Genomic DNA, 16,088 nt, shown 5'->3' with positions numbered 1-16,088 from the left:
AAAATTCTAGAGACATAACCAGAAAGAGTGTTAAAAAATACGGTGTTAAATTATGCGAGCAGAAATAGAAACATTAGTTGATGAAATCCAGAAAGCAATTCAATTGCTAAGGGGGCATCTTTGACTGGGATCAATCACTAAAGCGTCTCGAATATCTTAATCAAAAAGCGGAAGATCCGTCATTATGGGATAATGCACAACAAGCACAGGATATGATGCGTGAGCGTCAACGTCTTGATGATTCAATCAATGGTCTTTTATCATTTACAAAAACACTTGAAGAATGCATTGAGCTTATCGCGATGGGCGAAGAAGAAAGTGATGTTGAAATTATCGCTGATGCAGAAAATTCAATACGTAATCTTAAAAATGAGATAGATAAAAGGCAAATTGATGTACTTCTTTCAGGAGAGGCGGATCCGAATGATACCTATTTAGAAGTTCATGCTGGAGCGGGGGGAACAGAAAGCCAAGATTGGGCTTCTATGCTCTTACGTATGTATATGCGCTGGGCTGAGCAGCATGACATGAAGGTTGAAATTTTAGAAATTCATGATGGAGAAGAAGCAGGAATAAAGTCAGCAACTATTCTTGTAAAAGGGCATAATGCTTATGGAATGTTAAAAACAGAATCAGGCGTTCATCGCTTGGTTCGGATTTCTCCATTTGATTCGAATGCAAAGCGCCATACCTCTTTTGCAAGTATTTGGGTTTATCCAGTTATTGATGACAATATTGAAGTTGATGTTTCAGAGGCAGATGTGCGTATTGATACATATCGTGCATCAGGAGCAGGAGGACAACATGTTAACACGACAGATTCCGCTGTTCGCATCACACATATAAAAACGGGTATTGTTGTTCAATGTCAAACAGAGCGTTCTCAACATAAAAATCGCGCTACGGCTTGGTCGATGTTGCGTGCACGGCTTTATGAAGAAGAGCTTAAAAAAAGAGAAGAAGAAACCAATGCTGCTGAATCTTCTAAAACAGAAATCGGATGGGGACATCAAATTAGATCTTATGTTCTTCAACCCTATCAGCTTGTCAAAGATTTGCGTACAGGGATTGAAAATACGGATCCACAATCCGTACTGAATGGTAATTTAGATGCATTTATAGAGGCAGCACTCGCACGGCGCATTTATGGACAAGACAAAGAAATTGAGGATATTCGTTAATTATATATCCTTCCTTCAAGCTATGTAGATTTTTTTCTTAAGTTGTTTGTTTTATTGATGTTGTGATATTACGATATTCTTGATACTTTAAAGGTTCAAAGAGGGATTTTCTTGTTCCTTTCTTCAATTTTTTCTCACACACCAATCCTGCTTATGATATTGCAAGTGACAGAAAGCTGAAATAAGAAAAATTTGCGATATTCGGAGGACTAATATAAATATAAAACAATTCATTATCCTTATAAATCAATATATTGTAAAAATTGAATCCGTTGAAAAACTAAAATCAATTCGGGGGATGACTTTTGCTTTTTAAGGTAAATCAAACACTCAATTTATAAGTTACCGTTATGATGTAAAAGTGTTGCAGTAGCTAAAACATTTTCAGCATGCCCAGATACGCTTACTTTGCGCCATTCTTCTGCTATTATTCCATTTGCATCAATTAAAAAAGTGCTCCGTTCAACGCCCATATATTTGCGTCCATACATGCTTTTCTCAACCCAAACACCATAAGCTTCGAGGGTTGTTTTTTCTTCATCAGAAACCAAGATGACATCAAGTTCATATTTTACTTTAAATTTATCATGTTTTTTTACATTATCTGGAGAGATTCCAATAACAGCAACACCGATTTCATCAAATTTCATCTTTAATTTTGTGAAATCAAGTGCTTCGTTTGTGCAACCGCTGGTGTCATCTTTTGGATAAAAATATAAAACAACAGGTTTTCCTTTAAAGTCAGAAAGACATACTGTCTCTCCTCCATCGCGAGGCAAATTAAAATCAGGAGCAAGAGCACCTTTCATTGATCTTGTCATTGTTTTCATCTTTCTTGTGTAATAAGTATAAGATATCAGAGTACACAGAAGAAAAGAACTATTCAACTCTCTAGAATATTATTATTTTGAAGAGACCTTTATTTTCTTAACAAAACTCGCTCTATCACAACGATTGGATTGAAAGAACAAGATCGGCGTGAACAACATAAACAAAACAACAAAAGATTATACTGGTTTTATCACAACATGTTTTTTCTTACCGAAAGAAAGCTTAATGATTCCTTCTACACTGACATCCCCTTCAATAATAAGATGTGTTTCATCCTCAATAATTTGATCATTTACACGTACACCTCCACCTTGAACGTGTCTGCGTGCCTCACTATTAGATTTAGCGAGTCCTGCTTGTACTAAAAGGGTGAGCAATCCAACACCTTTTTTTAATTCTGAGGCATTAATTTCAACAGTTGGAAGATTTTCTCCCAAAGTTTTTTCTTCAAACGTTTTGCGAGCAGTTTCTGCTGCAGCATTGGCGAGAGCACGTCCATGCAACATTGCTGTAACTTCTGTTGCAAGAATTTTTTTTGCTTCGTTAATTTCTGTCCCTTGTAATACAGAAAGTTTAAGAATCTCATCCATTGGCAATGGGGTATAGAGCTTTAGAAATCGTATTACATCAGCATCTTCTGTATTGCGCCAATATTGCCAAAATTGATAAGGTGAAAGCATATCCGCATTCAGCCATACAGCTCCATTCAATGATTTACCCATTTTGGCACCGGAAGAGGTTGTCAGTAATGGTGATGTTAACGCATATAATTGTGGTGTTCCTAAACGATGCCCTAATTCGATTCCGTTAATAATGTTACCCCATTGATCAGAGCCCCCCATTTGCATACGCAACCCATAACGTTTATAAAGTTCAACAAAGTCATAAGCTTGCAGAATCATATAATTAAACTCTAAGAATGACAAAGAGTGCTCACGCTCAAGTCTCAGTCTGACAGAATCAAATGATAACATACGGTTGACAGAAAAATGTTTTCCTACATCACGCAAAAATTCTAAGTAGTTTAAATTGCATAACCATTCAGCATTATTCACAATACAAGCATCAGTTTCTCGGTCACCGAATGTCAAATAGTTAGCAAATACCTTTTTAATACCATCAATATTTGCAGCAATATCATCTTGTGTCAGAAGACGTCGCGCTTCATCTTTGAAGGAAGGATCACCGATCAATCCGGTTCCTCCGCCCATTAAAGCAATGGGGCGATGACCAGTTTTTTGTAACCAATAAAGCATCATAATCTGAAGAAGACTTCCAGCATGTAAACTCGATGCTGTTGGATCAAATCCAGTATAAGCGCTTACGGTTTCTTTTGAAAAAAGATCATCTAAGCCTTTTTCATCTGAAATTTGGTGGATAAAACCACGTTCGCTCATAATGTGTAAAAAATCAGATTTAAAGGCAAACACAGATTCAATTTCCTAATTTAAGAGTGCATTCATTTCATATAATAAGTGATTATATAACGGAGCGTTATCTATCATAACTGATGCACACATCACAAGAAAAAGAGACATATTGATAATATAAAGATAACAATACAGGTATTATTTCCTTTTTACGCTAAAAAGAGAGACCTCTCAGTGAGAGAAAAAAGGCATTTTGTTATTCTCATTTCTATCCTGAAATAAAATTTAGAAAAGTTTTAAGTACGGACTAAAAAAATTACTTTGTTATGATCGGAGACGACTTTTGCTGATTTTTATAAATCTATCGTGTTTTCCTAAGTTAGTGAAAGTATTTCAGGAGGAGGAGCGAGAAATTCATTGGTGATATGGTTATCCAAATAGTGGGCACATCGTTCAATAAGTTCTTCATGACATCCACTGAAAAAGTGATTAGCCTCTTCCAATATTTCTTGTGTGATGATGATTCCTTTTTGTGTTTTCAATTTATCGACAAGTATTTGAACATCTTTTGGGGGGGCAACTTTATCGATACCGCCATGAATGATAAGTCCAGAGGAGGGACAAGGTGCAAGAAATGAAAAGTCATAAACATTAGGCTGAGGGGCAACAGAGATAAATCCCTCAATTTCCGGTCGGCGCATTAAAAGCTGCATACCAATCCATGCTCCAAATGAATATCCTGCTACCCAACAATTTTTAGAATCTGGATGTTGTGTTTGCACCCAATCGAGAGCAGCAGCAGCATCTGAAAGTTCTCCTATTCCATAATCAAATTCACCCTGACTACGACCAATACCACGAAAGTTAAAACGTAAAGTTGTAAAGCCACGTTGTTGGAACATATAAAAGAGGTCATAGACAATTTTATGATTCATAGTTCCACCAAATTGGGGATGAGGATGCAAAATGATCGCAATGGGTGCATTTTTTTGTTGTGAAGGTTGATAACGCCCTTCGAGCCGACCCGCAGGACCGTTAAAAATAATTTCTGGCATAAAATGCTCCTTAAATGCAATAAAAGGCTCTCATTGACCTTGGTCGACTTTTACCATAGAATCTCTTAAATAATCATTAGATATTCTTTTTTTAGTGCACTTTTCAAGAAAATTGCGCTATTTTTTTAATCAATTCATAAGATTAATGATTGCGATGTAAAATGGTTATAAAACGCCGATATTTTGATCATAACGCAACAACACCGCTCAAAAAAGTGGCACGGATGGCGTTACTGGAATCTTTAGAGATATTTGGTAATCCATCATCGGTTCATAAGGAAGGGCGTGCGGCTAAAACCTTGTTGCAAAAGGCTCGTCGGCAAATCGCTGAAAATCTTAAAACAGATCCAGATCACGTGGTATTTACCTCTGGTGCGAGTGAAGCAGCAATGACTTTGCTAACGCCCTTTTACAATATGGGGAATGCAAAAGTTCAATTTTCTCGTCTTTACCTTGGAGCAACTGAACATCCCTCTGTGGCAGAGGGAGGGCGTTTTTCTAAAGAATTGATAAGCGTCATTGCTGTTAATCAAGATGGGCTCATACAACAAGATAAATTAATAGCACTCTTAACGGTTCACGATAAAACAAAAGGTTTACCTCTTGTTGCTATTCAAGCTGCAAATAGTGAAACGGGTGTTATTCAACCGTTAACAGAAATCGCCGCCATTGTTCGGGATTTAGGAGGCACTCTTATTGTTGATTTGACACAATATGTCGATAAGAATTTCGTGGATATTAATCAGTTAGGAGGAGATTTTTTTATACTGTCTGCACATAAAATTGGCGGTCCTAAAGGAATCGGTGCTTTTGTTTCATGTGGCAATCTTCTTATGCCACACCCTCTTATTATTGGAGGAGGACAAGAAAAAGGTCTCCGTGGAGGAACAGAAGCATTGCCTCTTATTGCTGCTTTTGGGGCAGCAATGGCTGATTGTTTCACACAGGAGGAAATAAAACAGTTAATATATTTACGCAATAAATTAGAAGATGGATTACAAAAAATAAGTAAAAATGTTGAAATTTTTGGCAAAAGAGTTCAACGTTTGCCAAATACAACTTACTTTACCGTGAAAAATATAAAAGCTGAAACGATGCAAATAGCTTTTGATTTAGAAGGGTTTTCTATATCATCTGGCTCTGCGTGTTCTTCGGGAAAAGTAAAACAGAGCAAAGTGTTGGAGGCAATGGGGTATCATGTTCCAAATGGTGCCATTCGCATTTCGCTAGGGCGGGACACAACTTCTGAGGATATTGATGATTTTCTATCGTTTTTTTCTCAAATTACAAGCAAGAAAAAAGGGTAAAATTTATCATCAGAAAGTTATAAAAATTAGAATTATTTTAAAAATAAGATAAGTTTGATTGAAATTTTTGCACTTTACCTATAGCCTAGGAAATAACTTGCTTACTTTAATCTTGGAAAAAACAAGACTTTTAGTTACCGGTTTTTGACGCCAAAAAATGGAGAAAATTTATGCCGGCAGTACAAGAAACAATACGCCAAGTACGTGAAATAGATGTTGACCAATATAAATATGGTTTTGAAACCAATATTGAAACAGATAAAGCTCCAAAAGGCTTAAATGAAGATATTATCAAATTCATTTCTGCTAAAAAACATGAGCCTGAATGGATGCTAACATGGCGCTTAAAAGCTTACCGCCGTTGGCTGACAATGCAAGAGCCTCATTGGGCGCGTCTTGAATATCCTAAAATTGATTTTCAGGAGCTTTATTATTATGCTGCTCCAAAAAATCATACAGGACCAAAATCTTTGGATGAAGTGGATCCTGAGTTATTAGCAATGTACGAAAAACTTGGCATTCCCCTTAAAGAACAAGAGATTTTGGCAGGAGTAAGAAAACAGTCTGATCCCTCTACTTTTGATGACAGTATGTCTGTATCGGGGCAGGTGGCTGTTGATGCAGTCTTTGATTCTGTTTCTGTTGTAACAACATTCAAAAAAGAGCTGGCACGTGCTGGTGTGATTTTTTGTTCTATTTCAGAGGCGATTATTGAACATTCTGAGCTTATTAAGGAATATTTAGGAACAGTTGTACCTATAAGTGATAATTATTATGCAGCCTTAAATGCAGCTGTCTTTACAGATGGTTCATTTGTTTATATTCCCAAAGGGGTTCGTTGTCCTATGGAGCTTTCAACTTATTTTAGGATTAATGAACGCAACACTGGCCAATTTGAACGAACATTGATTATCGCCGCTGAAGATTCCTATGTTTCTTATCTTGAAGGATGTACAGCACCCCAACGTGATGAAAACCAACTTCATGCTGCTGTTGTTGAGCTTATTGCCCTTAAAAATGCAGAGATTAAATATTCTACAGTACAAAACTGGTATCCTGGCGATAAAGATGGAAAGGGCGGTATTTATAATTTTGTGACGAAGCGTGGAGATTGTCGAGGTGATAACTCTAAAATTTCATGGACACAAGTTGAGACTGGTTCTGCGATTACTTGGAAATATCCATCCTGCTTACTCCGTGGTGATAATGCGCGTGGAGAATTTTATTCTATTGCTGTTGCAAATGGTCATCAACAAATTGATTCCGGTACAAAAATGATTCATTTGGGAAAAAATACATCCAGTCGTATTATTTCCAAAGGCATTTCCGCAGGTTTTTCAAATAACACTTATCGAGGACAAGTTACAGCACATCGAAAAGCACAAAATGCGCGTAATTTTACGCAATGTGATAGTTTGTTAATCGGGAATGATTGTGGTGCGCATACAGTTCCTTATATTGAAGCAAAAAATGCAACAGCTCAGTTTGAACATGAAGCCACAACATCAAAAATTTCTGATGACCAACTTTTTTATGTTATGCAGAGAGGAATTCCCGAAGAAGAAGCTATCGCATTAATTGTAAATGGTTTTGTAAAAGAGGTCATTCAAAAACTTCCCATGGAATTTGCTGTCGAAGCACAAAAGCTTATTGGTATCAGCCTTGAAGGTAGTGTTGGATAATTTATTGAATTAGATAAATAGAAGACTTGATGTAAAAAGGCTGTAACAGTAGCAAATCATGCTAAAAATGACCTCTATGGTAATTACAAAAGTAGATGGATGCTAAGGCAAAATAATATGCATTGGTATCTGAAAAACAGCCAAAACAGGATTAAATTATGTTAGAGATGAAAAATTTGCACGCCCGTATTGCTGGAACCGATACAGAAGTTATTCGTGGTTTAAACTTGACAGTTCAAGATGGAGAAGTTGCCGCTATCATGGGACAAAATGGAGCCGGAAAATCAACTTTGTCTTATTTGCTTGCTGGTCGTGATGATTATGAAATAACAGAAGGAGATATTCTCTATAATGGACAATCACTTTTAGAAATGGATCCAGCAGAACGTGCTGCATATGGTGTTTTTCTTGCATTTCAATATCCAATGGAAATACCAGGGGTAGCAACGATGGAATTTTTAAAAGTTGCGATGAATTCTCAACGCAAAGCACGCGGTGACAGAGAGCTTAAAATTCCTGAATTTATAAAATGTGTTAAGGAAGTTTCAGCCAAACTTGAAATAGATATGGATATGCTAAAGCGTCCATTAAATGTGGGTTTTTCAGGTGGAGAAAAAAAACGCGCTGAAATTTTACAAATGGCACTTCTTGAACCTAAACTTTGCATTTTAGATGAAACGGATTCTGGTTTAGACATTGATGCACTAAAAATTGTTGCAGATGGTGTTAATAAACTTCGGGATTCAAAACGTTCATTTTTGGTGATTACCCATTATCAACGGCTGCTTAATTATATCATTCCTGATACTGTACATGTTCTTTATAAAGGACAAATTATCAAAAGCGGAGATAAATCCTTAGCGATTTATTTAGAGCAAAATGGGTATGCTGATCTTATCAGGGAAGCAGTTTGAGGTTATTGAATATGAATACACAGCAAAACTTGTTAGCAATTGAAGAAAATATACTCAGTAATTTCAATCAGTATGTAAACGACTTACCTGGTGATAAAGCTATACGGGAAATTCGCAAGAAAGCTATTGAGCAGTTTCAAACGACACAGCTTCCTTCCCGTAAAATCGAAAGCTGGCATTATACCAATCTGCGTACCTTACTGAAGTCTATTAGCAATTTTTCAAAAGTTCAAAACAATCAATTGATTGATGCTTTGCTTTCAGAAAGTGCTGTTTTTTCTATAAACAATGGAAAAACATCAATAGAGTCAAAGGTAGATAACATTACAGTAAAACGCCTTTCAGACGCATTAAAAGATAATTCTGTACAGGTAAATCAAAACATTTCTGATGAGGATTTTATTGGACAGTTGAATACAGCTTTTGTTACAGATGGTTGGCTTTTTCACATCCCTGAAAATACAAAGTTAAATATTCCCATTGAATTACAAAATATACAAATGGGGGGACAATCTCATATTTTTTCGGATATAAAAGTTGATAAAAATAGTCAAGTTATATTTATTGAACATCAGGTTGGCAATGATAAAGATACCTTTGTCAGTTCAATATTTTCATTAAATATTGCTGCTGATAGTGATGTTACGTGGATTCTCATTCGCAATCGTGATTTTAATTCTACACAATTTGGTCGATTTTGTGCTGTTCTTGCTCAAAGAGCGAAGTTATCACTTTATGTCATTAATATAGGGAGCCAATTAAATCGCCAAGAAATCGATATTGAATTACAGGGAGAAGAATCTAATTTTCAATTACGTGTCATAAATTTATTATCAGGACAAACACATAGTGATCTTACAATGACTGTTCGTCATGTGGAAGAAAAGTCAACATCAACCGAAATTATACGCAATGTAGTTACAGATAAGGCTGTTGGTGTTTTCCAAGGAATAATACGTGTTTCTCAAAAAGCGCAAAAAACAGATGCACGCATGGCTTGTAATAGCCTTATTCTTTCAGATGATGCAGAATTTAATGCAAAGCCTGAACTTGAGATTTTTGCGGATGATGTTGCATGCGGTCATGGTGCAACAGTTGCTAATATTAATCATGATTATCTTTTTTATCTTATGGCGCGTGGTATCCCATTTAAAACGGCTCGTGCACTTTTGATTAAAGGATTTATCTCTGAGCTCATTGATGACATCAAGCAGGATAAGATTCAAATCGTTTTGGAGAATATCATTAGTAAATGGCTTGAAAAAAATGTTTAAGGTAGAAAAAATGGAAAATAACGTACAAACATTTACTTATAATGTCGAAGAAATTCGGCGTGATTTTCCTATTTTGCACCATCAAGTTTATGGAAAGCGATTAGCATATCTTGATAGTAGTGCTTCTGCCCAAAAACCAATGTCAGTACTCAATGCAATGAATAATTATTATCACTATAGTTATGCTAATGTGCATAGGGGAATGTATTTTTTAGCCAATATAGCAACACAATCCTATGAAAATTCTCGTGAAACCGTTCGTGTTTTTCTAAATGCTCAAAAAGCTGAAGAAATTGTTTTTACGAAAAATGCAACAGAAGCTATTAATACTGTTGCTTATGGTTGGGCGATGCCCAAACTCAAAGAAGGTGATGAGATTGTTCTAACGATCATGGAACATCATTCAAATATTATTCCTTGGCATTTTCTCCGTGAACAAAAAGGTGTTAAACTTATTTTTGTTCCTGTCGATGAAAATGGTGTTCTGCACATTGAAGATTTCCAAAAGGCTTTAAGCGAAAAAACGCGGCTTGTTGCTATAACGCATATGTCCAATATATTAGGAACTGTGCCTCCTGTTAAAGAGATTATTAAACTAGCTCATCAAGATTCTATTCCGGTTCTTGTTGATGGTTCTCAAGGAGCAGTACATTTAACCGTTGATGTGCAAGATCTCGATTGTGATTGGTATGTCTTTACAGGTCATAAGCTTTATGGTCCCACCGGTATTGGTGTTCTGTATGGTAAGAAAGATAGATTAGAAGAAATGCGTCCTTTTCAAGGGGGAGGGGAAATGATCGAGGAGGTAACAACCGATAAGGTTTTCTATAATGCTCCTCCTTACCGTTTTGAAGCAGGCACTCCTCCTATCGTTGAAGCTATTGGATTAACTGCGGCTATTGATTATATACAAGAGAAAGGTCGTAGCACGATTCATGCCCATGAGAGATCCCTTTTAGCTTATGCGCAGGAAAAACTTAAAATGGTTGAGTCATTGCGTATTTATGGTCATTCTCCCAATAAAGGAGCTATTATATCATTTACAATTGAAGGGATTCACGCCCATGATATCGCTATGTTTATTGATAGAAAAGGAGTTGCAATACGCGCGGGAACCCATTGTGCACAGCCTTTATTACAGCGCTTTGGTCTAACATCTATTTGTCGGGCATCATTAGCCATGTATAACACTCAAGAAGATGTAGATCAATTAGTAGAAGCATTGAAAGAAACAAGGACATTTTTTAATGGCTGAATCAATTGAAGAGCGTCATTCTACAGAATCTGTTGAAACTGTAAGCGAAAATAAAAAATCTTATATATCAGCAATTCCAGCAGATGAAATTGATCGTATGACGAATGATATTATTGCTGCTCTCAAAACAGTTTATGACCCAGAGATTCCTGCTGATATTTATGAGCTTGGACTGATTTATCGTATTGATATTGAAGATGATCGTTCAGTAAAAATTGAAATGACTCTTACAGCACCGGGATGCCCTGTTGCTGGTGAAATGCCGGGGTGGGTAGAAAATGCAGTCAGTGCAGTTGAAGGGGTTTCGTATGTTGAAGTCACTATGACTTTTGATCCACCATGGACACCTGATTGTATGTCAGAAGAAGCTCAAATTGCTGTCGGATGGTACTAAAAGTATTGTTAAGAGACTCTAATTTAGCCATTCATGAATAAGCTGTTTACTTTTCACAAGCATTTGAATTTAAAGACGATCGCATGAGTTATAATAAACAAAAATTAGAACTTAACTGGATTGGAAAAGAAAAACGCCCAAAACTAGAGCCTCGTATCTTATTAGAAGATCTTGAAAAATCTTATCACGCTTCGCATCAAATATCATCTCAGGACATTTTTGATAATAAACTTATTTTTGGTGACAATTTGCTCGCACTCAAAGCACTTGAACAAGAATATATGGGGAAGGTAAAATGTATCTATATCGATCCGCCTTATAATACAGGCAATGCCTTTGAACATTATGAAGATGGTTTAGAGCATTCTATATGGCTAAGCCTTATGAGAGACAGGCTAGAATTGTTACATCATTTACTGGCAGATGATGGAAGTATCTGGATATCAATTGATGATGACGAGCAAGCTTATCTTAAAGTGTTAATGGATGAAATTTTTGGTCGAAAAAATTTTATAAACAATATCATTTGGCAAAAAAAATATGCTCCACAAAATGATGCAAAGTGGCTTTCAGACAACCATGATTTTGTAATGGTTTATGCTAAAGATAAAACTGTTTGGCGCCCTCAATTGCTTCCTCGTTCAAGCGATATGGATGCGCGCTATAAAAACCCTGATAATGATCCTCGCGGTCCTTGGCAATCTGGAGACTTATCCGTAAAAAGAGTAACACCTAAGGATATTTACGAAATCATCACACCTTCTGGACGCAAGGTGATGCCTCCTGCTGGAACGAGTTGGCGGGTTAGCAAACACAAATTCTCTGAATTATTAAAAGATAATCGCATTTGGTTTGGAACAGATAACGGTGGAGTGCCAAGGATTAAACGTTTTGTTTCTGAGGTTAAGCAGGGCATAACCAGTATGACGATTTGGCCCTACACAGAAGTGGGACACAACCAAGATGCCAAAAGAGAAGTCAAAGTTTTTAATTCTGATAGTGTCTTTACAACTCCCAAACCTGAGCGTTTAATGGAACGCATTATTCAACTTGCCACTAATCCCGGTGATCTTGTACTGGATTCTTTTGCTGGTTCTGGCACAACCGGTGCTGTTGCCCATAAAATGGGAAGAAAGTGGATTATGGTTGAGCTTGGTGAACATTGTCATACCCACATTATCCCTCGTTTAAAACAAGTCATTGATGGAACTGATCAAGGGGGAATTTCCAAAAGTGTTAATTGGCAAGGTGGCGGTGGATTTCGCTATTATCGCCTTGCACCTTCTCTGTTACAAAAAGATCCATGGGGACAATGGATTATTAGTCGCGAATATAATGCTGCGATGCTTTCAGAAGCAATGTGCAAACATATGGGATTTACCTACGCACCTGATGAAAATCATTATTGGATGCAAGGGTATTCAACCGAAACAGATTATATTTATGTCACAACAAGCGCTATGACCCATGAACAACTCCGTATAATGAGTGAAGAGGTAGGCTCTCATCGCACGTTGCTGATTTGTGGCACAGCCTTTGATACAAAATCAGCATCCTTTGAAAATCTGACACTCACTAAAATCCCCCGTGCAATATTAGAAAAATGCGAATGGGGAAGGGACGATTACAGTTTAAATGTAGCCAATCTTGAACCAGTGATTGTAGTAAAAGAAAACAACAAAAATAAAGATATTGCGCAAGCAGAATTAGATCTATTTGAATAATATATAAAAAGCGGAGTTTTTCATGAACACTGTTGAAAAAAGGATTTCTGCTCGCTTATCGTTACGTGATCCTCAACGTGAATCTTTAAATATTTTGGTAAAAATCTTAGAAAATATAGAGCTTTCTAAAAATGCTGATTTGGTTGCAGAGTTAGAAGTGATAAAAAATCTTTATCCTTCTGTGCAAGATTTTGAACGAAACTTTCCCTCTTTTTGTTTTGCCTTAGCAACAGGTGTTGGGAAAACGCGACTTATGGGGGCTTTTATTAGCTATCTTTATTTAACAGGTCGCAGTCGCCATTTTTTTGTTTTAGCGCCAAATTTGACTATTTATGAAAAGTTAAAACAGGATTTTAGTCCCCAAAGCCCAAAGTATGTCTTTAGTGGAATAAGTGAATTCATTGCAAATAGACCTGTTATTATTACAGGTGAAGATTATGAAAGTGGTAAAGGTATTCGCACTGATGAACACTATTTTCAAGGACAAAAGCGTTTGTTTGAGAATAGAGACACGGCCTTTATCAATATTTTTAATATTTCTAAAATTAATACAACAGATAATAAAAAAGGCGCACTAAAATCTAGTATGCCGAGGATTAAACGCTTACAAGAGACAATTGGCGAAAGTTATTTTGATTATCTCGCAAATCTTCCTGATTTAGTTTTGTTAATGGATGAAGCTCATCGTTATCGTGCTTCTGCTGGTGCAGCGGCAATTAATGAGTTAAAACCTGTTTTAGGAATAGAGCTTACAGCGACACCAAAAACAATAGGTGCAAAACCCGTAGATTTTAAAAATGTTGTCTATAGTTATTCACTTGCAGAGGCTATGAGGGATGGTTTTGTAAAAGAACCTGCTGTTGCTACACGTAAAGATTTTCAACTTCAAAATTATACATCTGAGCAATTAGAACATATCAAATTACAAGATGCAATTCATGCCCATGAAAATGTGAAAGCAGATTTAATTGTCTATGCAAAAGATTATAACAAAAAGTTCGTTAAGCCTTTTATTTTAGTTGTTGCTCAAGATACAAATCATGCACAAAAACTACGGAATTTATTGGAATCAGATGAATTTTTCGCAGGGGCTTATAAGGGAAAAGTTATAGAGATTCATACAAAACAGTCGAATATAGAAGAAGATCAAAATATTCAAAAGCTTATTGCAATTGAAGATTCTCATGACCCAACAGAAATTGTTATTCACGTTAATAAATTAAAGGAGGGGTGGGATGTTACGAATCTCTATACTATTGTACCGTTGCGTGCATCGGCTTCAGAAATTTTAACAGAGCAAACAATTGGGCGTGGATTGCGTTTGCCTTATGGGTATAGAACAGGCGTGGAAGCTATTGATCGTTTAACAATTATTGCGCATGATCGTTTTCAAGATATTATTGATCGTGCAAACGATCCAAACTCAATTATAAAAAAGCATATTGAGATTGGAAGAGAGGGGGATGTACCCTCTGAAAAGTCAGATATTGTGACGGTTCCATGTCAAGTAGAAGTTTTATTGATGCAAACGATGGTAACACGTAATTCCGATATAAATGGAGCATCTGATTTACAAGGTATCATATTACGTAATCCAGATTCCCCTACATTAACGCCTGAAGAGCGAGATATTGCAGCGATCGCGTGGGATCTTATCAAAGAGAATGATAAATTGCCAAGTTCTCAAATGCTTTATTCTGCACCGATACAAGAAAAAATTGCTAATAAAGTTATGAATATTAAGCCTTCATCACAAAAGTCTCTTGTATCAAAAGTGGTTACAATTTTGACAAAAAAATTAGCAGAATTGATGATAGATATTCCCAATATTGTACTCATTCCTTCGCGTGAGGTTACTTATGGTTTTTCTGATTTTGATTTGGAAAATTTAGAAAACTTAAATTTGCAACCTGTTAGTAAAGAACTTTTAATTCGAGAATTGCGTACCCATAAAAGCATTTTTCTCACTTCTAAGAATGAATATGTCAAAGAGCCTTATCTCGAAAATTACATCATTCGTGGTTTGATTGATAATGACTTTGTCGATTATGATAACCATACGCTCTTATTACGAAAATTAGCTAGTCAGATAGTAGAACATTTCCGATCTTATTTACCCAATGATGCAGCCGTTGAGAACGTATTAATTCACTATCAGCATAAGCTTATTAGTTTTATTGTTGCGCAATTAAGAGAACATCAGTGGGAAACGCAAAAAGATTATGAGGTTAAAGTGACACGGGGTTTTACAACTTTATCGCCTATCCATTATGTATTACCGCAAGGGACGTCTCCTCTTGATTTTCGTAATATTCCTGCCATTAAAAGCGATATTAAGAAACTTGTATTCAGCGGCTTTAGAAAATGCTGTTATCCTTTACAAAAGTTTGATTCAGTAGAAGGGGAGTTACGATTTGCTCAGATATTAGAGGATGATGCACAAGTATTGAAATGGATGAAACCTGCTCGGGGGTTTTTCAGAATAGAATATGATAAAGGATCAACTTATGAACCGGACTTTGTTGTAGAAACGGAGGATGCCAAGTATCTTTGTGAGCCTAAAAAAGCCTCTGAAATGCAAAATCCTATTATTTTAAAAAAAAGAGAAGCTGCAGTTCAATGGTGTTGTCATGCAACGCGCTACGCAGCTACTTATGGCGGTAAAAAATGGTATTATGTTCTTATTCCCCATGATGCTATTAAAGCAAATAATAGTTTTGAAGGTTTATGTGCAGAGTTTACCATTTCAGAATCTATACTTGAGAGCTCATAATTTATTTTTTTCAAAAATAAAACACATAAGTTTTTTAATTGACGGATGTGAGGTGCAATCAAATGTTTGGATAATTATTTTTAATTTTTTGCACTATCGCATCATTAACTTAAAAATATTAGGGATTTTTTAAATCAAAAAATTAATATTTTTTTCTAACAACATTAAAATAAAAGGAAAAATGTATAGAAAAGTTACACAAGATTATGATTTTTTATGGGAATTTTTAGCACATTTACAATTTTTGATAAAAGTACAATCTTACTTTCCTTATGTGAAAAGATCTTTGAATTTATAGTCACAAATTCAAAAAATATTTTAATTTTAT

The 16,088-nt window shown here is 36.0% G+C and carries 12 protein-coding genes; 9 read left to right on the top strand and 3 right to left on the bottom strand.

What is annotated here, in order from left to right:
• Positions 1-52: 52 nt before the first annotated feature.
• Positions 53-1,181, top strand: a protein-coding gene (gene prfB, locus ACFIJP_RS04600; RefSeq protein WP_375625881.1) for a peptide chain release factor 2 whose coding sequence is annotated in 2 segments (ribosomal slippage) — positions 53-121 and positions 123-1,181 — 1,128 coding nt in all. Because the reading frame shifts where the segments join, the coding sequence is not laid out codon by codon here.
• Positions 1,182-1,516: 335 nt separating this feature from the next.
• Here prfB and ACFIJP_RS04595 read toward each other — a convergent pair.
• From ACFIJP_RS04595 to ACFIJP_RS04585, 3 genes are all read right to left on the bottom strand, one after another.
• Positions 1,517-2,002, bottom strand: a complete 486-nt coding sequence (locus ACFIJP_RS04595; protein ID WP_375625879.1) for a peroxiredoxin — start codon at positions 2,000-2,002, stop codon at positions 1,517-1,519.
• Between the two features lie 186 nt (positions 2,003-2,188).
• Complete coding sequence (tyrS, locus tag ACFIJP_RS04590) at positions 2,189-3,442, bottom strand: tyrosine--tRNA ligase (RefSeq protein WP_375625877.1); 1,254 nt, start codon at positions 3,440-3,442, stop codon at positions 2,189-2,191.
• A gap of 314 nt (positions 3,443-3,756) precedes the next feature.
• A complete protein-coding gene (locus ACFIJP_RS04585) occupies positions 3,757-4,437 on the bottom strand; it encodes an alpha/beta hydrolase (RefSeq protein WP_375625875.1) in 681 nt (226 codons plus the stop codon).
• A gap of 161 nt (positions 4,438-4,598) precedes the next feature.
• Between ACFIJP_RS04585 and ACFIJP_RS04580 the strand changes: the two genes are divergently transcribed.
• The 8 genes from ACFIJP_RS04580 (at position 4,599) to ACFIJP_RS04545 (ending at position 15,760) form a co-directional block, all read left to right on the top strand.
• Positions 4,599-5,744 carry a cysteine desulfurase family protein gene (locus tag ACFIJP_RS04580; RefSeq protein WP_375625874.1) on the top strand — a complete coding sequence of 382 codons (1,146 nt, stop codon included), beginning with the start codon at positions 4,599-4,601 and terminating at the stop codon, positions 5,742-5,744.
• 170 nt (positions 5,745-5,914) lie between these two features.
• Complete coding sequence (gene sufB, locus ACFIJP_RS04575; protein ID WP_375625872.1) at positions 5,915-7,426, top strand: Fe-S cluster assembly protein SufB; 1,512 nt, start codon at positions 5,915-5,917, stop codon at positions 7,424-7,426.
• 158 nt (positions 7,427-7,584) lie between these two features.
• Positions 7,585-8,340, top strand: a complete 756-nt coding sequence (gene sufC, locus ACFIJP_RS04570) for a Fe-S cluster assembly ATPase SufC (protein ID WP_375625871.1) — start codon at positions 7,585-7,587, stop codon at positions 8,338-8,340.
• A gap of 11 nt (positions 8,341-8,351) precedes the next feature.
• A complete protein-coding gene (gene sufD, locus ACFIJP_RS04565) occupies positions 8,352-9,614 on the top strand; it encodes a Fe-S cluster assembly protein SufD (RefSeq protein ID WP_375625870.1) in 1,263 nt (420 codons plus the stop codon).
• Positions 9,615-9,624: 10 nt separating this feature from the next.
• Positions 9,625-10,869 (top strand): cysteine desulfurase, encoded by a 1,245-nt coding sequence (locus ACFIJP_RS04560; RefSeq protein ID WP_375625868.1) that lies wholly within the window; start codon positions 9,625-9,627, stop codon positions 10,867-10,869.
• Positions 10,862-11,263, top strand: coding sequence for an SUF system Fe-S cluster assembly protein (locus ACFIJP_RS04555; RefSeq protein ID WP_273787976.1), 402 nt, complete (start codon positions 10,862-10,864; stop codon positions 11,261-11,263). The genes ACFIJP_RS04560 and ACFIJP_RS04555 overlap by 8 nt, the downstream gene beginning before the upstream one ends.
• 83 nt (positions 11,264-11,346) lie before the next feature.
• Positions 11,347-12,987, top strand: a complete 1,641-nt coding sequence (locus ACFIJP_RS04550) for a site-specific DNA-methyltransferase (RefSeq protein ID WP_375625866.1) — start codon at positions 11,347-11,349, stop codon at positions 12,985-12,987.
• Positions 12,988-13,009: 22 nt separating this feature from the next.
• Entirely contained in the window at positions 13,010-15,760 is a 2,751-nt protein-coding gene (locus ACFIJP_RS04545; RefSeq protein WP_375625864.1) for a DEAD/DEAH box helicase, read from the top strand.
• The last annotated feature ends 328 nt before the right edge of the window (positions 15,761-16,088 follow it).

Origin of the sequence: Bartonella sp. MU37NMGALS (assembly GCF_042194015.1) — a bacterium.
GTDB classification, from domain to species: domain Bacteria; phylum Pseudomonadota; class Alphaproteobacteria; order Rhizobiales; family Rhizobiaceae; genus Bartonella; species Bartonella grahamii.
Note: the sequence above shows the minus strand (reverse complement) of the source record. Positions and strands in the feature narration are given on the sequence as shown.

What these genes read in the sequence shown, in the direction of transcription:
- sufB (WP_375625872.1), top strand. Translation starts at nt 5,915, where the DNA reads ATGCCGGCAGTACAAGAAACAATACGCCAAGTACGTGAAATAGATGTT.
- ACFIJP_RS04550 (WP_375625866.1), top strand. Translation starts at nt 11,347, where the DNA reads ATGAGTTATAATAAACAAAAATTAGAACTTAACTGGATTGGAAAAGAA.
- ACFIJP_RS04580 (WP_375625874.1), top strand. Translation starts at nt 4,599, where the DNA reads ATGGTTATAAAACGCCGATATTTTGATCATAACGCAACAACACCGCTC.
- ACFIJP_RS04595 (WP_375625879.1), bottom strand. Translation starts at nt 2,002, where the DNA reads ATGACAAGATCAATGAAAGGTGCTCTTGCTCCTGATTTTAATTTGCCT.
- ACFIJP_RS04585 (WP_375625875.1), bottom strand. Translation starts at nt 4,437, where the DNA reads ATGCCAGAAATTATTTTTAACGGTCCTGCGGGTCGGCTCGAAGGGCGT.
- sufD (WP_375625870.1), top strand. Translation starts at nt 8,352, where the DNA reads ATGAATACACAGCAAAACTTGTTAGCAATTGAAGAAAATATACTCAGT.
- ACFIJP_RS04560 (WP_375625868.1), top strand. Translation starts at nt 9,625, where the DNA reads ATGGAAAATAACGTACAAACATTTACTTATAATGTCGAAGAAATTCGG.
- ACFIJP_RS04545 (WP_375625864.1), top strand. Translation starts at nt 13,010, where the DNA reads ATGAACACTGTTGAAAAAAGGATTTCTGCTCGCTTATCGTTACGTGAT.
- sufC (WP_375625871.1), top strand. Translation starts at nt 7,585, where the DNA reads ATGTTAGAGATGAAAAATTTGCACGCCCGTATTGCTGGAACCGATACA.
- ACFIJP_RS04555 (WP_273787976.1), top strand. Translation starts at nt 10,862, where the DNA reads ATGGCTGAATCAATTGAAGAGCGTCATTCTACAGAATCTGTTGAAACT.